Consider the following 16,403-nt stretch of genomic DNA (forward strand, 5'->3'; position numbering starts at 1 on the left):
CCCTGCTCCCCCCCCCCCGCGGTCCGCGCCCCCCCCTCCCCCCGGCCCGCACCCCCCGCGGCGCGGGGCCCGCGCGTCCCCCCCCGCGGGGGGGGGGCCCCGCCCCACATGCGCCGTACTGATGCTCAGACGGTCGTGACGACCTGCTCGTACTCCAGCCGCGGGGAGCGCGGGAACCACGCGTCCGGCCCGGGGCGGCCGATGTTGACGATCATCAGCGGGGTGTGGTCGTCGTCGAGGAACTCCTTGCGGACGCCCTCGAAGTCGAAGCCGGTCATCGGGCCGGCGGCCAGCCCCGCGGCGCGCACGCCGACGATGAAGTAGGCGGCCTGGAGGGCGGCGTTCACCGCGGCGGCACCCTCACGCACCGGGCGCTCGCTGAAGAAGGCGTCCTTGGCCTGCGGGAAGTGCGGGAGGAGCTGCGGCAGCTCCTCGTGGAACTCGTTGTCCGCGGAGAGGATCGCGACCAGCGGGGCGGAGGCCGTCTTGGGCCGGTTGCCCTCGGCCATGTGCGCGACCAGGCGCTCGCGGGCCTCGGGGGAGCGGACCAGGGTGACGCGCAGGGGGTTCTGGTTGAAGGCGGTGGGGCCGTACTTGACCAGGTCGTAGATCGCCCGCACCTGCTCGTCGGTCACCGGTTCGTCGGTGAACGTGTTGGCGGTGCGCGCCTCGCGGAACAGCAGGTCCTGGGCGGCGGGGTCAAGGGCGAGTGACATGCGTGAACCTTCTTGGGGGGTACGTCGGCCCGTCTGTCCGTGGCGGGGCCACGGATGTCCGTGTAGGAACCACGGACCGGTTGACGGGTTCGACGGTACGCCTATGAAGTTCAACGCTCAACTAAATATGGAGCCCGGTGATCCACTTCACAGCTCAGACATCCCCGGCGTCCTCCGCCCCACCCTCCTTCTTCTCCTCCGCGAGCGCCGCGTCCAGCCGGGCCCGCGCCCCCTCCAGCCGGCGCCGGCACACCCCGGCCAGCTCCTCGCCCCGCTCCCAGAGCGCGAGGGACTCCTCCAGAGTCGTACCGCCCGCCTCCAGCCGTCGTACGACCTCGATCAGCTCGTCCCGCGCCTGCTCGTACCCGAGCGCCTCGGCCGCCGCCGTCTGCTCCGTCCTGCCGGTCATCCGTCCACCCTCTGTGTATCGACTCGAACTGTGAACTCGCCCTCGGACACCCGCGCCCGCAGCACCTCACCGGCCTCCACCTCGGCCGGATCCCGCACCGCGCCCCCGTCCGCCCGCTGGAGCACGGCGTACCCGCGCTTCAGCGTCGCGGCGGGGGACAGGGCCACCACGCGCGCGTGCGTGTGCGTCAGCTCGGAGTCGGCCCGGTCCAGCTGGTGCCGCAGACTGCGCCGGCTCCGCTCCAGCAGCGCCGTGACCTCCTCCGCGCGCGCGTCGACCATCCGGTGCGGATCCTGCAGCGAGGGCCGGGCCAGCGCGTGCGCCAGCCCGCGCTCCTCCCGGTCCAGCAGTGCCCGGACGGAGCGCCGCGCGCGGTCGCTCAGCATCCGTACCCGCTCGTACTCCTCGCCCACGTCCGGCACCACCTTCTTCGCGGCGTCGGTCGGCGTGGAGGCGCGCAGGTCGGCCACGTGGTCGAGCAGCGGGTTGTCCGGCTCGTGCCCGATCGCGGAGACGACCGGCGTACGGCACGCCGCCACCGCCCGCACCAGCTGCTCGTCGGAGAACGGCAGCAGGTCCTCCACGCTGCCGCCGCCCCGAGCCACGATGATCACGTCCACGTCGTCGACCGCGTCCAGCTCCTTCACGGCCTGGACGACCTGCGGCACCGCGTGCACCCCCTGTACGGGCACATTGCGCACCTCGAAACGGACGGCGGGCCACCGGAGCCGGGCGTTCTCCAGCACGTCCCGCTCGGCCGCCGAGGCGCGCCCGCACACCAGCCCGATCAGCCGCGGCAGGAACGGCAGCGGCTTCTTCCGCTCCGGCGCGAACAGACCCTCCCGCGCGAGCGACTTCTTCAGCTGTTCGAGGCGCGCCAGCAACTCCCCGACCCCCACCGGCTTGATCTCGGCGGCCCTGAGCGACAGCTGCCCGCGCGGCGCGTACCACTCCGGCTTGCAGTGCACCACCACCCGCGCGCCCTCGCTCACCACGTCCGCGACGGCGTCGAACACCTGCCGGTAGCAGGTCACGCCCACCGAGATGTCGTGCGACGGGTCGCGCAGCGTCAGGAACACCACCCCGGCGCCCGGCCGCCGCGACAGCTGGGTGATCTGCCCCTCGACCCACACCGCGCCGAGCCGGTCGATCCACCCCCCGATCAGCCGCGACACCTCACCGACGGGCAGCGGCGCTTCCGCAGACGTGTTGAGAGCCATGTCCGCGAGAGTAGTGCGCCCCACCGACAACGCACCGTGACCGCGCCCCCGGGCGCGGCCTTACGATGGGACGCATGACCGCTTCGCCTGGCCGCCGTGTCCTGCTCGCCGCCCCCCGTGGCTACTGCGCGGGGGTGGACCGCGCCGTGATCGCCGTCGAGAAGGCCCTGGAGCAGTACGGGGCTCCCGTCTACGTCCGGCACGAGATCGTGCACAACAAGTACGTCGTGCAGACCCTGGAGAAGAAGGGCGCGATCTTCGTCGAACGGACGGAGGAAGTCCCCCCGGGCAACATCGTCATGTTCTCCGCGCACGGCGTCGCCCCCGTCGTCCACGAGGAGGCCGAGCGCGGCCGCCTCGCCACCATCGACGCCACCTGCCCGCTGGTCACCAAGGTCCACAAGGAAGCCGTCCGCTTCGCGAACGACGACTACGACATCCTCCTGATCGGCCACGAGGGCCACGAGGAGGTCATCGGCACCTCCGGCGAGGCCCCCGACCACATCCAGCTCGTCGACGGGCCGGGCGACGTCGCGAAGGTCGAGGTCCGCGACCCCTCCAAGGTCGTCTGGCTCTCCCAGACCACGTTGAGCGTCGACGAGACCATGGAGACCGTCGACGCGCTGAAGGAGAAGTTCCCCCAGCTGATCTCCCCGCCCAGCGACGACATCTGCTACGCCACGCAGAACCGCCAGCTCGCGGTCAAGCAGATGGGTGCCGAGGCGGACCTGGTGATCGTGGTCGGCTCGCGCAACTCCTCCAACTCCAAGCGGTTGGTGGAGGTCGCCAAGCTGGCCGGCGCCCGCGCGGCGTACCTGGTGGACTTCGCCGACGAGATCGACGAGGCCTGGCTGGAGGGCGTGACCACGGTCGGCGTCACCTCGGGCGCCTCGGTGCCGGAGATCCTCGTCGAGCAGGTGCTGGAATGGCTGTCGGGGCGCGGCTTCGAGGACGTCGAGCTCGTCAAGGCCGCCGAGGAGTCCATCATCTTCTCCCTGCCCAAGGAGCTCCGCCGCGACCTGCGCGAGGAGGCGGCGGCCCTGGTGGCCGAGCGCGGCGGCTCCGGGACGGATTCCGCGCGGTGACGGCGGAGTGGGTGTGACGGTCACGGAGGCCGCCTGACGTGACTGTCCGTCGTACGTCGTAACGTAGGGACATGCAGATCTTCGGCGTGGACATCGGCGGTTCCGGGATCAAGGGTGCCCCGGTCGACCTGGACAAGGGGGACCTGGCGCAGGAGCGCCACAAGGTCCTCACCCCGCACCCGGCCACACCGGACGCGGTGGCCGACGGCGTGAAGCAGGTCGTCGACCACTTCGGCTGGACCGGACCGGTCGGGGTCACCTTCCCGGGTGTCGTCACCGGCGGCACCACGATCCGTACGGCGGCCAACGTCGACAAGAGCTGGATCGACACCGACGCGCGCGTGCTGCTCGGCGACCGGCTGGGCGGCCTGCCGGTGACGGTGGTCAACGACGCGGACGCGGCCGGCGTCGCCGAGATGCACTTCGGCGCCGGACGCCACCACCGGGGCACGGTGATCCTGCTGACCTTCGGCACCGGCATCGGCAGCGCCCTGTTCGTGGACGGCGTCCTCGTCCCCAACAGCGAGCTGGGCCATCTGGAGCTGCACGGCCACGACGCGGAGAAGCGGGCCTCCAGCAAGGCCAGGGAGGACCACGACCTGTCGTGGGAGGACTGGGCGCACCGGGTGCAGAAGTACCTGGCCCACGTGGAGATGCTGTTCTCGCCCGAGCTGTTCGTCATCGGCGGCGGCGTCAGCCGCAAGTCCCACAAGTTCCTGGACCACATCCAGGGCATCAAGGCGGAGATCGTCCCGGCCCAGCTCCAGAACAACGCGGGCATCGTGGGCGCGGCGATGCGCGCGGCGACGGGCGTCTGAGGGACGTCAGGGGCGGGGACGGTTCCGCGCGGCGCGCCGGTTGATCACGCGTACCCGGCGCACCCTGCGGCCGAGCACGAGCAGGCTCGCGACCAGCGTCCCGCCGTAGAGCCACCCGGCCTGGGTGGCGAGGCCCGTCACCATCCCCATCAGCCGGTCGGCGGTGCCGCCGCCGCCCTCGTCGGTGAGCGGGACCAGCCCCAGGGCGAAGGCGATCGGCACCACGACGGGCGCGATGAGCAGGTCCCCCTCGCGCACCCACAGCGCGGTCAGCACGCACACCGGCAGGAAGAGCACGCCGTACACAGTCTGTGACGCCCCGAACAGGGCCTCGGTCAGCAGACCGAGGACGAGCATCACCAGCCCGCAGAACAGGCTCAGGCCCAGCCCGGTGAGCCGGGGGTTGGGCAGCTGCCGGATCGCGGGCGGGGGAGCGGGCCGGCCCTCGGGCACACGGACGGGCCGGGCGGCCCGCGCGACCCCGCCCCCCGTCCGCCCCGCCTGCGGAGGCAGCGGCGGCTCGGCCGGCCTGTCACGTCGCGGTCCGTACCGTCCGTACCGCGCGGGTCGTGTCCTGTGTTGCTCCACTGAACCAACGTAGGTCGTTTTATGTGCCGAACGGTCCATCAGACACGCCGGGGATCGCAGTCCGGCCGGACGTTCGACGGGTCGCCGGGCCGCGGGCGGCCACGCCGTAGACTGGTGGATCGGCCCACACAGCCCAGTCGGCCGGTCCTCGTCCCCCATCCTCACGTACGGGAAGTCGCAACGTGTCGCTCACGATCGGAATCGTCGGTCTGCCGAATGTCGGCAAGTCGACCCTGTTCAACGCCCTGACCAAGAACGACGTGCTGGCGGCCAACTACCCGTTCGCCACGATCGAGCCGAACGTCGGCGTCGTCGGTGTCCCCGACCCCCGCCTCACCAAGCTGGCCGGGATCTTCGGCTCCCAGCGGATCCTCCCGGCCACGGTCGACTTCGTCGACATCGCCGGCATCGTGCGCGGCGCGTCGGAGGGTGAGGGCCTCGGCAACAAGTTCCTCGCGAACATCCGCGAGTCCGACGCGATCTGCCAGGTCATCCGTGCCTTCAAGGACGAGAACGTCGTGCACGTCGACGGCAAGGTCTCGCCGAAGGACGACATCGAGACGATCAACACCGAGCTGATCCTCGCCGACCTCCAGACCATCGAGAAGGTCCTTCCCCGCCTCCAGAAGGAGTCGCGGATCAAGAAGGACATCGCGCCGAAGGTCAAGGCGGTCGAGGAGGCCAAGGAGATCCTGGAGAAGGGCGACACCCTCTTCTCCCAGGGCATCGTCCAGGGCACCGAGCGCGCGGAACTCCTCCACGACCTGCACCTCCTCACGACGAAGCCCTTCCTCTACGTCTTCAACGTCGACGAGGACGAGCTGACCGACGAGGACTTCAAGAACGAGCAGCGCGCCCTGGTCGCCCCCGCCGAGGCGATCTTCCTCAACGCCAAGCTGGAGGCGGACCTCGCCGAGCTGGACGAGGACGAGGCCCTCGAACTCCTCCAGTCCGTCGGCCAGGACGAGCCCGGCCTCGCCACCCTCGCCCACGTCGGCTTCCGCACCCTCGGCCTGCAGACCTACCTCACGGCCGGCCCGAAGGAATCCCGCGCCTGGACCATCAAGAAGGGCGCCACCGCCCCCGAGGCCGCCGGTGTCATCCACACCGACTTCCAGAAGGGCTTCATCAAGGCGGAGGTCATCTCCTTCGAGGACCTGGTCGAAACCGGCTCGGTCACCGAGGCCCGCGCCAAGGGCAAGGCCCGCATGGAGGGCAAGGAGTACGTGATGCAGGACGGGGACGTGGTGGAGTTCCGCTTCAACGTGTAGCGGGTGACCTGACACCATTTCGCTGGTCCGGCGGACATGCAGGCCGAGTGGGGTCTGGCTCTTCGGGGTCAGGCCCTTGGATCTCTGCCGTGCTGGATTCGTGCTGGACGCCGACGTGCTGCGCGGGTACCACGGGCGGGCGTGCCGTGCGACGGGGGTGAGCGACCCGGTCCGCTACGCGACCCTGCCCGGCCGCCGGACCTACTGATCCCTTCCCCCGGCGATGAGCTCCTGGTGCGGGCTCCTGGCGCCGCGCTCGCCCTCGTTCCGGCGTTTCTGCGGGTAGCCGAGGGCGCGAAGTCGTCCACGCCGAGCACCCGGGGCGGACGTGCGAGAGGATCTTGTCCCCCGTCTCCCCGGTCGACCTTGGTCTGAGCTCCGGGAACCACCTCGAAGCGGCGATGCGTGCCCACCGGTTCCCGCGGCTCGATGCTCAGTTCACCCGCCGTCCGTGGCCGGGAAGTGACCGGCTCGCCGCGGGCGGGGTCACGACCTGACGATGCCCGGTTCTCCCTGAATCCTGAACACCGATGCCGCCGTTGCCAGGTGGCTGAGCGCTGTGTACGGCGGATGACGGACGGCCGTCCAGCCCCTCGGTCGTATTCGGCCCGCGCGATCGCCGCGGGCGCCTCCCAAGTTGCTCTCCATCACTGTCGGAAGGGTGGTGAGGCCCCTACAGTGGTGCGCCCGCGTGCAGAAGCCGGGAAACAGGGCGTATTTCAGGGAAAGAGCGAACATGGCACCAACACCTACGCGTCGGTTATGGCCCTGGGTCGTGGGGTTCGTCTGCGGAGCCGCGATCGTGGCCTTGATCGTCGTGGCGATCGTGGTGGATCTGGGCACGGCCGGTGCCGTCGCCAGTGTGGTCAGCGGAGTGGTCGCGCTGGCCGGTCTCGCCTTGTCCGTGTTCACCCTGGTGAAGGCGGGCGACCACATCGGCGGCACGGTGAGTGCGGGTGGCGAACGGGCGGCCGCCGTCAGGGGCAACGCCGGGCGGGTGATCACCGGTGACCACAATACGGTCCAGCCCACGGCACCGGCGCCGGCTCCTCCGGCCACGCCCCCCGCCACTCTCCCGGCGACGCCCTCCCCAGCCCCCCGGCCGGACGTGTCGGCGTCGGGAAAACGCGCTGTGGCGGTGGACGGCAACGCCGAGGAGATCATCACGGGGGATGGTACGCACCTTTGATACGCCACATGACCGGTCTGTTCCGCCGCCGCTCTCCGGGCACGGACGCCGCGACGGCCCTGGAGGCACCCGCCTCCGGGCCGTCGGCCGACGCCCCCGCCGTGCCGGAGCCGCACGTCCCCGCACCACCCGTCCCCGCACCGGCCCCTCCCGTCACCACGGCTATTCCTCTTCTCCCTGCCACCCCCGCCCTCACGGCCCAGGCACAGGGCGACCGAGCCGTCGTGGTCACCCGGGACGTCGGCCCCATCATCACCGGTGATGGAAACGTCCTGCTCACCGTGGCCCCCGACCCGACACCCGAACCGTCCCCCGAAGAGATCGACGCAGCGATCCGCAAGTACGCGCACCGCATGCGCGAAACCTACGGACGCCTCGACCTCGCTGTGATCACCCCGCTGGACGACCAGCACCCGCAGCCGGTCGTCCGTCTCCAGGACGTGTTCGTCCCTTCTGTGGTGCGGGCCGAGTCCCGGCCGACGGACCTGCCCAGGGAACTGGTTCGGCGGCTGCTGGAGCAGGGTGAACTGTCGGCGGATCAACTCACCTGGCCGACGGACGCGCTTACCTCCGTCCGCGCGCGCGGCGCCCACCTCGGGCGGCTCCGCCAGTCCGTGCTCTCCCTGCTGGCCGCACCGGGAAACCGCTGCGTCGTCCTGCTCGGCAATCCCGGATCGGGCAAGTCCACCGTCGCGCGGTACGTGGCACTGACACTTCTGGCCGACGCCGAACCGCCCCGCCCTGCCCCTGGCGGAGGGCACACCGCCCTCGACGCGCTCGCCGGCACCCTCCCCGTCATCATCGAGCTGCGCCGCTTTGCTGAACCCCGCTGGCACGAGGTCGGTTTCGAGGCTCTGCTGCGCCATCTGCACAGCGAGGAGGGGCTGTCCGTCCCGTACGAGGTCCTGCGTCTACGGCTGGAACAGGGACGGGCCCTGGTCGTCTTCGACGGTCTTGACGAAATCTTCGCTCCGCGTCTGCGCCGGGAAATGGAGCGCAGGATCGCCGAGTTCGCCAGGGCGAACCCTCTGGCCCGGGTCGTCGTCACCTCCCGGACGATCGGGTACGAGGACGCGGTACTGGACGAGGCCGGGTTCGGGCACCATGTGCTCCAGGATCTCGACGAGCCGCAGATCGAGACGTTCGTCCGCCGCTGGTACGCGATCGCCTGCCCACACGATCCTGGACTGGCCGACCAGTTGAGCGGCCGGCTGGTCGGCGCGCTGCACCGGTCCCGGCAGATCAGGGAACTGGCCGGCAATCCGCTGCTGCTGACCATCCTCGCCATCATCGGCCGACGGCGTTCGCTGCCCAGGCACCGCCGGGGCGTCTACGACCACGCCGTGAGCGTGCTCGTCGCGCACTGGGACCTCGACGCCAAGCTGCTGGACGAGACGCTGCCGGCCGCCGTGGCGGACGTACTGGGGCCCGACGAGCGCATGGAACTGCTGGAGTTCCTGGCCCGCCGCATGCAGGGGGGCCGTTTCGGCATCGCCGGCAACCAGATCCACAGGAGCGAACTCGAAGCCATTTTCCGGGAGTTCCTGGAGCAGTACACGCTGTCCGAGCCGGACGTGCGGGCCGGTGCCCGCGCGCTCCTCGCCCATCTGTGGCGACGCAACTTCATCCTGGCACGTTACGGCGGTGACGTGTACGGCTTCGTCCACCGGGCTTTCCTGGAGTACCTGGTCGCCCGGGACATCGCCGCCCGCTACCGGGACCGGCGGAGCTGGACCGACGTACGGGACCTGCTGGACGAAGTCGTCACCCGGCACGCCGCCGACCCCTCCTGGCGTGAGGTGCTGTTGCTGCTCGCCGGTCAGCTGAACGACCGCGAGGCGGCGGCCATGGTCGAGCACCTGCTCGCCCTGTACCGGCGCAGCGCCGATCCCGGCATCCTCGTCCTGGCGACGCGCTGTCTGGCCGAGTTCGGCCGGCCGCAACTGCTCGCCGCACAGAGCAGGATGGTCGTCGACGAACTCACCACCGCCCTGTCGGTCGGCTCCGGCGACGGTCTGAGGGAGCTGGGACCGGTCCTCGCCGGTCTGCCCGAGTCGTGGGAGGGGCGGGCCCGCTACCTGCGCTGGTTCCATCTGAGCGGACAGTTCGTTCCCGAGTACCGTTTCTACGAGGACGGCGGGCTGGTCATCTCGGAGGAGTCCGCCGCCGCGCACTTGGCCTGCCACCTGTACGAGGAGCCGGCCCGGCTGCGGACACTGGCCCGCTTCCACGAGGGCGGTGGCATCCGGGCAGCCGCCCTGCGCGTGCTGGCCGAGCGTCACCCTCGGGACGGACGTGGTCTGGAGCTGGTGCTCGAGCGCGCCGTCACCGACCGCGACGACCGTGTGCGCCGTACCGCGCTGCAGATGCTGGGCGAGCACTGGTGGCGCGAGGAGCCGGTGCGGGCGCTGCTGCTGCGACGCATCGCCGAAGAGCCCAGCGACTACGCCCGCGGTGCCGCGCTGATGACGCTGGCCCAGCGGTGGGCGGACGACGAGCGGACTCCCGAGGTGCTCTGCGCGCAGGCCGAGAACACGGGGTCCGAGCATGTGGCGCGGATCGCCTTCGGACTTCTCGGTCAGCACTGGGCCGGCCGTCCGCAGGTACGCGCGCTCGCGTACCGCGCGCTCGGCTCCGCGGTCGGCGCCGTACGAGCCGGTGCGCTGCGGATGGTCGCCGAGCACTATGAGCCGCGCGAGCACGTCCCGGCCCTGCTGCGCGAGCGCGCCGCCTCCGACCAGTACGCGCTGGTCCGTTCCACCGCGCTGACGCTGCTGGCGGAGCAGTGGCCGCAGGACACCCTGGACCCCGCCCTGCTGCGCGAGCGTGCCGTGGAGGACGGCGAAACCTCGGTGCGCGAGGCCGCGCTGCGCGCACTGGCCGACCGGTGCTCCGCCGACCCGGACGTACGGGAGTTCCTGCTGGGCAGGGCCGCTGAGGACCCGCGCAGCGGGACGCGTGCCTTTCTGCTGCGGTTGCTCGGCGAGAGCCGGACCGACGACGAGCGGGTGGCCGCCGTGCTGCTGGACCGCGCGGCTCACGACCGCAACGGGGCGACCCGTCTGGAGGCGCTGCGGATCGTCGCCGGACGGCGGCTCACCGACGAGCGGGCCGCGGATCTGCTGCTGGTCCGTGCCGTCGGGGAGGGTGATCCGCTGCTGCGCGCCGCCGCGGTGCGGCTGCTGGCCGGTCAGTGGCCCGACGGTGACACTCGGGCCCGGGAGCTGCTGCTGGAGCGGGCGGTGGACGAGCCCGACAGCCATCCCCGGGTGGTCGCGCTCCAGATGCTGGGAACCCAGTGGCCCGACGATCCCGAGGTGCGCCGCCTGCTGATCGAGCGCGCCGTCGACGACCCCGACGCCCGGCCGCGTGCCACGGCGCTGGACCTCCTCGGTGAGCGGTACCCGGCGGACGAGGAGGTGCGGGCGCTGTTCGCCGACCGGGCGGCGAACGACCTGATGCGACTTCCGCGCGAAGCTGCCTTCCGGCACTGGCTGCTGGGCCAGGAGGAGGCGGAGGCCCTGGTCCACGACCGGGCACGCCACGATCCCGATCCCGTTCTGCGGGAACTGGCGATGCGGATGCTGGTCTGGCAATGGCCGCACCTGCCGGGAACGGCGGAGACGGTGGAAGAGGCGTTGCGGCAGGAGCAGCCGTGGCCGGTCGGGCTGTCGGCCGGGGAACACCTTGCCGTTCTCACCGCCCTGCGGGAGCAGCCGGACGCCGGGGACTTGGTCTGAGACGGGCGGCCGGCGCCGGACCGGCCGCACCGGTTTCACCGAAAGACCGTTCCGGAACGGTTGTTTTCGGCAAGATGGCAAGGGAAAGTCCGAGGGAGGGGTACGGCGGCGGGGGGTCGCCGAAAGAGTACGAGGCTTCGTACTGGCCGCCGCATGGACGGCAATGCTGGAATTGTCGTCACGGGGTCAAGGGCTGTGGCGCCGGGGGTTCACGCGGAGCACGCCGGCTGTGTGAGTTCGCCGTCGACCGTGACGGCGCGGTTCTCGTCTCTTCGTTTCTCGTCTGCGACGGCTGTTCATGCCGTCACGTCCGTCGGTGCTTTCACGCACCCTTCGGTGAAAGATCATGCGTGGGGGTTGATCATGCGCATTACGTTTCGCGGTCGGCGACTGCGGAGAATTCTTCTTTCCGGTTCGTTTCTGATCGCTGCGTCGGTCTGTGCGGCGTGTTCCCCGTCGGGGAGCTCCAACTCCGGGGCGGCCAGCATCAGTGACGACTCCTTTCCGGCTGCGACCCGGCCCGGCGCCGTCGTCGTGGTCTGCCTCGACACGTCGAGCTCCTACCCCACCGCCGAGCGGGAGTCGGCGCGAAGCGCGGTCGCCAAGGCCTTGCCGAAGCTCGTCGTACCTGGTCGGAAGGCCAGCACCGTCTACGTCTACACGATCGGGGTCAACACGTACGGCGAACCGCCCAAGTTGAAGCTGGACATCCCGGCCCTGCGGGGCAGGCCGGCCGCCGTCGGCGCGAGTTCCGCTCCATTTCAGGGCAGCCGGGTCTCCGGAAACGCGCAGGAATTCGTCGAGCGATGGGACGAACTGCACGATCAGGCGGTCTCCTCCGCCCGCGCGGAAGGGCGGAGGCTGAACTCCCTGAAGGTGTCGGCGTCCGAATCGGGAACGGACCTCGGCGGCTGCCTCAAGAACGCGTCCGAGCAGTTCGCCGACCCGTCCCGGAAGGGCCCCCGCCACCTCGTGATGGCGTCCGACCTCGACCCCGACGGATTGCAGCAGCAGTCCACGGCGCGCATGGCCGGAGCGACGGTCTCGGTGGTGAACTTCTCCTGTTCGCAGGCCGTCCGGTGTGATGCGCGGAAAACCCGGTGGACGAAGAAGTTCCGTGAGCTCGGCGCTTCCACGGTCTCCATCACTCGTCCCGGATATCCCGAGCACCTTTTCGAGAACTCCGCCGGTTCCACCGGAGGCGGCGCGTGAGCGGAATTCCGGTCGTCGTCTGGGCAGGCGTCGCCTGTCTCCTGCTGCTGCCGCTGTCCGCCTTCCTGCGCAGGCAGTTGCACACTGTCGCCGTCGCCGTGGCCGAGTGGTGCGCGTACTGCCTCGGGCTGGTGACGGCGGATCTCCAGGCAGCCGCCGACAACACCGGCCGCGCGGTGTCCGCCGCCCGGCACGGCATCTCCAAGGGCGGCTGGCCGGTGTGGCCGCTGATCGCTGCGATCATCGCGGTGACCGGGGCGTTCCTGTTCGTCAGGTCCGAGTACTACCTGGTCTCGCTGACCGCGAAGGCCATCTTCGCCCCCGACCAGTACCACCCCACCAAGGGCGTGATCCACGCCGGCGGTCCGGAACTGGAGATGGCCGAGTCGGTGGCCTGGGTGTTCGTCGGCGGGACGCTGGTGCTGGGCGGACTGCCGTTCGTCCTGGCCGACCGCAACTCGCACCGGGTCGGTCCGCTCGACCAGCAGCCGCGCAGCGTCAAGCGTGCCGTCACCGGCGCGGTCTACGTGCTGTCGGTGGTGGCCGTGGTGGGCTCGATCATCCTCGGCTGCTACCGCGCCTACCTGACCACCAGCGGGGACAAGGCCGCGACCGGGATGGACAGCGTGGCCGCGTACGCGGCCGGTGGCGCCACGGCCGCCATCACCAGCGTGGGGTCGCTCGCCGTGGGCTGGGCGGTGGACTACGCGCTGATGGGTGTGTGGCTGCTGCTCGTGGCGCTGGTGCACGTGGCCCTCCGGCTGCTCCTGCTGCCGGTCCGGATGGTGACCGACCTCGCGCACCGCAACGCGTCGGTCATCACCCCCACCACCGTGGACGCCGTGGCCCGGCTCGGCGGCGGGGACGCCTCCTGGCGACGGCGGTCCGGGACCGGCGTCCGGGTGGACGGAAAGGACCCGTCCGGACAGCCCGGGGAGCGACCGGCCGAGAGCGTCAGTGACGACGTGGACGCACCGGTCATGGTGGTGCCGCCCGGCAGCACCTTCGCCGGCCGGTGGCAGGTCGTGGGCGATCTGCCGAACGCCGACACCCCCGGATACGCGGCCGCCGTCCTGCTCTGCCGGGACCTGCACCAGCCGGGGACTCCGGCCTCTTTCGTCATCAAGCTGCTGTCGAAGGAAGGCCGCAACGCCAAGGAGTGGCGCAGGGAGTTGGAGGCCGCCGAGAAGGTGCGCAGCGACTGGGCGGTCAAGGTGCTCGACAGCGGCGCGACCGGGAAGTGGCTGTGGACGGTCACCCCGCACTACGTACCGGGTTCGCTCGCGGTCTACGGACGCGGCGTGGTCAGGACGAGGCCCCTGGAGTGGTGCCTGATCATGGTCGATCAGCTGCTGTGGGGTCTCGACGCGGTCCACGAGCAGGACATCGCTCACCTGGACATCAAGCCGCAGAACGTCCTGCTGTCCTGGGAGGACGACGAGCAGCGCAATCTGCGTCCCGCGCTCGCGGACTTCGGCCTGGCCAAGCAGTTCTCGCAAGCCAACTCCACTCAGAGCGACCGCCCGCGCGGCACCCCGTTCTACATGTCCTACGAGCAGATGACGGTGACCAAGTTCCGCGACGACCGGTCCCGGCTGTCGGACATCTACGCCATGGGCAGCCTGCTGTACTGGTTGATCTCCGGCAAACCCGCCCTGTCCCGCGAGGCGAACACCCTCTCCGAGGACCCGGACATGATGCACATCGCGGAACTGATGAAGCGCAGCCACCGTCCGGCACGGCTGGACGAGTTGGTCCCGGGCCTGCCCAAGAACGTCGCGGACCTGGCCGACCAGTGGCTTTCCTACGATCGGCACCAGCGCCTCACCGAGAACGAGGAGGCGACACCGGCCAAGAACGCGCTGCTCATGCTGCACCAGGTGACCCAGGAACTGATACGGGACGATCCGAACGCACTGGCCATGTCCGTCGGACCGGACATCGCGCTCAGCGGCCTGCCCCGCGGCGCGGAGGAGAGCCTCAGCGACGAGGCGGACACCGAGACGGAGTCGGAGTAGCCGCCATGCTGAAACTCGCGAACCTCATGGCCGTCGTCGCGGCCGTCGTCGTGACCGTCTCCCTTCTCACGGTGGTGATCCTCATGGTGAGAGAACTGCGTCTCCCCCTCGTACACCGTCCCCGGCCCCGGAACGACGCCCCGGCCGGGCCCGGTGAACCGTCCGCGCCACCGCACGGCCGACCGCCGGCCGATCGCGGTGCGCCGAAGAAGGGGGTCCGTGCGGCGACGCCTGCCAAGAGGCACACCCCCGGGACACCCGGCCACGGTGCCCCGCCCCGGCTGCGGGAGCCGTCGCGCACACTGCCGGCGCTCAGTCCGCCGGCGGCCTCCGCCGGGCGGCCTCCCGCGCAGGACGAGACCTCCGCGGAGGAGCAGCACCCGGCCGAACCGATCCTGACCCCCCGCAGGTCGCTGCCCGCGCTGCCACCCGAGAAGCGTCCGGAGGCCCCGGACGCCGGGGCTCCACGGGAGTCGGTGCAACTGCCGGAGACGGTCCCGCAGCGTCAGTGCGAGGACGGCGCCGAGGTGTGGCTGCACGCCGGAGCGGCGACCACGGCCGGCCGGCACCGGCGACGGAACGAGGACTCCCACTTCGCGGACACGGATCTGCTGGTCGTGGCCGACGGTGTCGGCGGTGCTCCGGCGGGCGAGGTCGCGTCGAAGCTGGCCGTCGAGGCGGTGGTCCAGGCCTGGCGGCGCGGCGCGCAGCATACCCACCATCACCTCCAGGGAGGCTTCCGGGACGCCAACGCGGCCGTCCTGCAGCACGTCAAGGGCAATCCACGACTGCGGGGCATGGCCACGACCCTGGACGCCTGCGCCGTGATCGGCGACCGGATCATGGGGGCGCACGTCGGAGACGGCTACGTCTGGGCGGTGCCTCCCGAGCGGACGGCGGTGCGACAGATCACCATGCCGCACTCCGCTCCGCAGGGTCCGCTGCTGAGGATGATCGGCTCATCCGTACCGGTCCGTCCCGACCTGTGGGCGATCGACGCCTGTCCGGACACCCGGCTGGTGCTGTCGAGCGACGGGCTGCCGGCCGACCTGGACGAGCGGGAGCTGCACCGGCTGATTCTGGCGACCGCCGACATGGCGCCCGCGGAAGCCGCTTCGATTCTGATGAAGTCTGCTCTCAAAGCGGGAGGAACAGATAATATCACCGTAATTGTCGCCGATGTGGTCCTCAGCGGATCAATCGAGCAGCCACTTCTGTTCAGTGAATGATCGGGGGGTCATGCACGTCGCACCACGAGCGGCCATCGAGCTCCAGAGCCCGAGTGGTCTGCGGTCTTACCAGCTCGTTCCGGAGCGGACCTTCTACCTCACCCGGCAGGTGATCGCCCCGGACGACGAGGAGAGGGGCCGTTTCATCTCACGCCGGCCCAACTGCGCTCTGATCAGGTACCTCGCCGACCGCTGGATGCTGCTGAACGAGTCCGGGAGCCGGCGCGTCAGGGTCGCCTTCCCGCGCGGCGGGTACGAAGAGGTCGGCCAGGGCGGAGCGGTCCGCCTCGGCCCCGGCCGGACCGTCCTCTACTTCGGGCCGAACGGCGAGATCCAGGTCGGCGTCGTGATCGGGCCGGCGGCCGAACCGGACGGGGAGGCCGAGACCCAGTCGGGGACGATGACCTACCGCGGCCCCGAACCCACCCCCCAGGTGGAGCGCATGCTCGTTCAGCAGTCGTCCAGAACCGTTCTGGTCGCCGTCCTGGCCCCCTGGCTGTCCGGGGACCCCGCCTTCCAGGACCTGAGGGACCGAGCGGTGGCCGCGCAGTGTGCCGGCTTCAGCGTGGGTTACGTCGACAAGGTACTCAAAGAGGTCAGGGCGGAGCTGTGGCCGGACACCGCCACGCGTCCCAGCCGCGCCGAACTCGCCGAGTACTTCCTGACCCGCGGTCTGCTCGGCGCCGCCGACATGCTCACCCTCCGTCATGTCGCCTGCGGTCACCACCGCTTCCACTGACGGCCGACGGCACCGGCACGGCCGGCCGGGTCCAGCCGTCGGCGAAGGCGTGGTGGAGGTCCGTCCAGCGGCGGTGCCCGGCAGGGGGTGACCGGGGTGGTCGCGGAGGCGGGCCAGGGCGTTGACTCCCTGCTTCCAGAGGCCGCCGGACCGGCCGAAGCGGACCGCG

General features: G+C 70.9%; 13 protein-coding genes. 9 read left to right on the forward strand and 4 right to left on the reverse strand.

The annotated features are described in order from the left end of the window. Positions 1-125: 125 nt before the first annotated feature. From ACFV5H_RS20775 to xseA, 3 genes are all read right to left on the reverse strand, one after another. Positions 126-716, reverse strand: coding sequence for a malonic semialdehyde reductase (locus ACFV5H_RS20775; RefSeq protein ID WP_385053243.1), 591 nt, complete (start codon positions 714-716; stop codon positions 126-128). Positions 717-870: 154 nt separating this feature from the next. Further along, positions 871-1,125, reverse strand: coding sequence for an exodeoxyribonuclease VII small subunit (locus ACFV5H_RS20780; RefSeq protein WP_385053241.1), 255 nt, complete (start codon positions 1,123-1,125; stop codon positions 871-873). Next, a complete protein-coding gene (gene xseA, locus ACFV5H_RS20785) occupies positions 1,122-2,345 on the reverse strand; it encodes an exodeoxyribonuclease VII large subunit (protein ID WP_385196571.1) in 1,224 nt (407 codons plus the stop codon). Before xseA ends, ACFV5H_RS20780 begins: the two co-directional genes overlap by 4 nt. 65 nt (positions 2,346-2,410) lie before the next feature. On the opposite strand from xseA, the gene ACFV5H_RS20790 reads away from it, so the two are divergent. Together ACFV5H_RS20790 and ppgK are read left to right on the forward strand one after the other, a co-directional pair. After that, the gene (locus ACFV5H_RS20790) at positions 2,411-3,430 is read left to right on the forward strand and encodes a 4-hydroxy-3-methylbut-2-enyl diphosphate reductase (RefSeq protein ID WP_385053235.1); all 1,020 of its coding nucleotides are present in this window, start codon (positions 2,411-2,413) and stop codon (positions 3,428-3,430) included. Between the two features lie 71 nt (positions 3,431-3,501). Continuing rightward, positions 3,502-4,248, forward strand: a complete 747-nt coding sequence (gene ppgK / locus ACFV5H_RS20795; RefSeq protein WP_385053232.1) for a polyphosphate--glucose phosphotransferase — start codon at positions 3,502-3,504, stop codon at positions 4,246-4,248. A 6-nt stretch (positions 4,249-4,254) separates the two neighbouring features. Here ppgK and ACFV5H_RS20800 read toward each other — a convergent pair whose 3' ends face one another. Beyond that, positions 4,255-4,836: a DUF6542 domain-containing protein gene (locus ACFV5H_RS20800; protein ID WP_385053229.1), complete on the reverse strand. Its 582-nt coding sequence runs from the start codon at positions 4,834-4,836 to the stop codon at positions 4,255-4,257. Positions 4,837-5,018: 182 nt separating this feature from the next. On the opposite strand from ACFV5H_RS20800, the gene ychF reads away from it, so the two are divergent. The 7 genes from ychF to ACFV5H_RS20835 all read left to right on the forward strand — a co-directional run bounded on the left by ychF (position 5,019) and on the right by ACFV5H_RS20835 (position 16,234). Further along, positions 5,019-6,107 (forward strand): redox-regulated ATPase YchF, encoded by a 1,089-nt coding sequence (gene ychF / locus ACFV5H_RS20805; protein ID WP_385053226.1) that lies wholly within the window; start codon positions 5,019-5,021, stop codon positions 6,105-6,107. Positions 6,108-6,909: 802 nt separating this feature from the next. Then, positions 6,910-7,296, forward strand: a complete 387-nt coding sequence (locus tag ACFV5H_RS20810) for a hypothetical protein (protein WP_385196573.1) — start codon at positions 6,910-6,912, stop codon at positions 7,294-7,296. Positions 7,297-7,304: 8 nt separating this feature from the next. Beyond that, complete coding sequence (locus tag ACFV5H_RS20815; protein ID WP_385196576.1) at positions 7,305-11,036, forward strand: HEAT repeat domain-containing protein; 3,732 nt, start codon at positions 7,305-7,307, stop codon at positions 11,034-11,036. A 153-nt stretch (positions 11,037-11,189) separates the two neighbouring features. After that, complete coding sequence (locus tag ACFV5H_RS20820; protein WP_385196578.1) at positions 11,190-12,248, forward strand: hypothetical protein; 1,059 nt, start codon at positions 11,190-11,192, stop codon at positions 12,246-12,248. Next, entirely contained in the window at positions 12,245-14,266 is a 2,022-nt protein-coding gene (locus ACFV5H_RS20825) for a protein kinase (RefSeq protein WP_385196580.1), read from the forward strand. Before ACFV5H_RS20820 ends, ACFV5H_RS20825 begins: the two co-directional genes overlap by 4 nt. Before the next feature lie 5 nt (positions 14,267-14,271). Further along, a complete protein-coding gene (locus ACFV5H_RS20830; RefSeq protein ID WP_385196582.1) occupies positions 14,272-15,495 on the forward strand; it encodes a protein phosphatase 2C domain-containing protein in 1,224 nt (407 codons plus the stop codon). A 10-nt stretch (positions 15,496-15,505) separates the two neighbouring features. After that, on the forward strand, positions 15,506-16,234 hold the full coding sequence (locus ACFV5H_RS20835) for a hypothetical protein (protein WP_385196584.1): 729 nt from the start codon (positions 15,506-15,508) through the stop codon (positions 16,232-16,234). Positions 16,235-16,403 lie beyond the last annotated feature (169 nt).

Origin of the sequence: Streptomyces sp. NPDC059787, from assembly GCF_042732315.1 — a bacterium.
Lineage (GTDB): Bacteria > Actinomycetota > Actinomycetes > Streptomycetales > Streptomycetaceae > Streptomyces > Streptomyces atrovirens.

Excerpts from the sequence above, each read along its gene's own strand:
- ACFV5H_RS20775 (WP_385053243.1), bottom strand. The coding sequence starts at position 716 with ATGTCACTCGCCCTTGACCCCGCCGCCCAGGACCTGCTGTTCCGCGAG.
- ACFV5H_RS20780 (WP_385053241.1), bottom strand. The coding sequence starts at position 1,125 with ATGACCGGCAGGACGGAGCAGACGGCGGCGGCCGAGGCGCTCGGGTAC.
- xseA (WP_385196571.1), bottom strand. The coding sequence starts at position 2,345 with ATGGCTCTCAACACGTCTGCGGAAGCGCCGCTGCCCGTCGGTGAGGTG.
- ACFV5H_RS20790 (WP_385053235.1), top strand. The coding sequence starts at position 2,411 with ATGGGACGCATGACCGCTTCGCCTGGCCGCCGTGTCCTGCTCGCCGCC.
- ppgK (WP_385053232.1), top strand. The coding sequence starts at position 3,502 with ATGCAGATCTTCGGCGTGGACATCGGCGGTTCCGGGATCAAGGGTGCC.
- ACFV5H_RS20815 (WP_385196576.1), top strand. The coding sequence starts at position 7,305 with ATGACCGGTCTGTTCCGCCGCCGCTCTCCGGGCACGGACGCCGCGACG.
- ACFV5H_RS20820 (WP_385196578.1), top strand. The coding sequence starts at position 11,190 with ATGGACGGCAATGCTGGAATTGTCGTCACGGGGTCAAGGGCTGTGGCG.
- ACFV5H_RS20830 (WP_385196582.1), top strand. The coding sequence starts at position 14,272 with ATGCTGAAACTCGCGAACCTCATGGCCGTCGTCGCGGCCGTCGTCGTG.
- ACFV5H_RS20835 (WP_385196584.1), top strand. The coding sequence starts at position 15,506 with ATGCACGTCGCACCACGAGCGGCCATCGAGCTCCAGAGCCCGAGTGGT.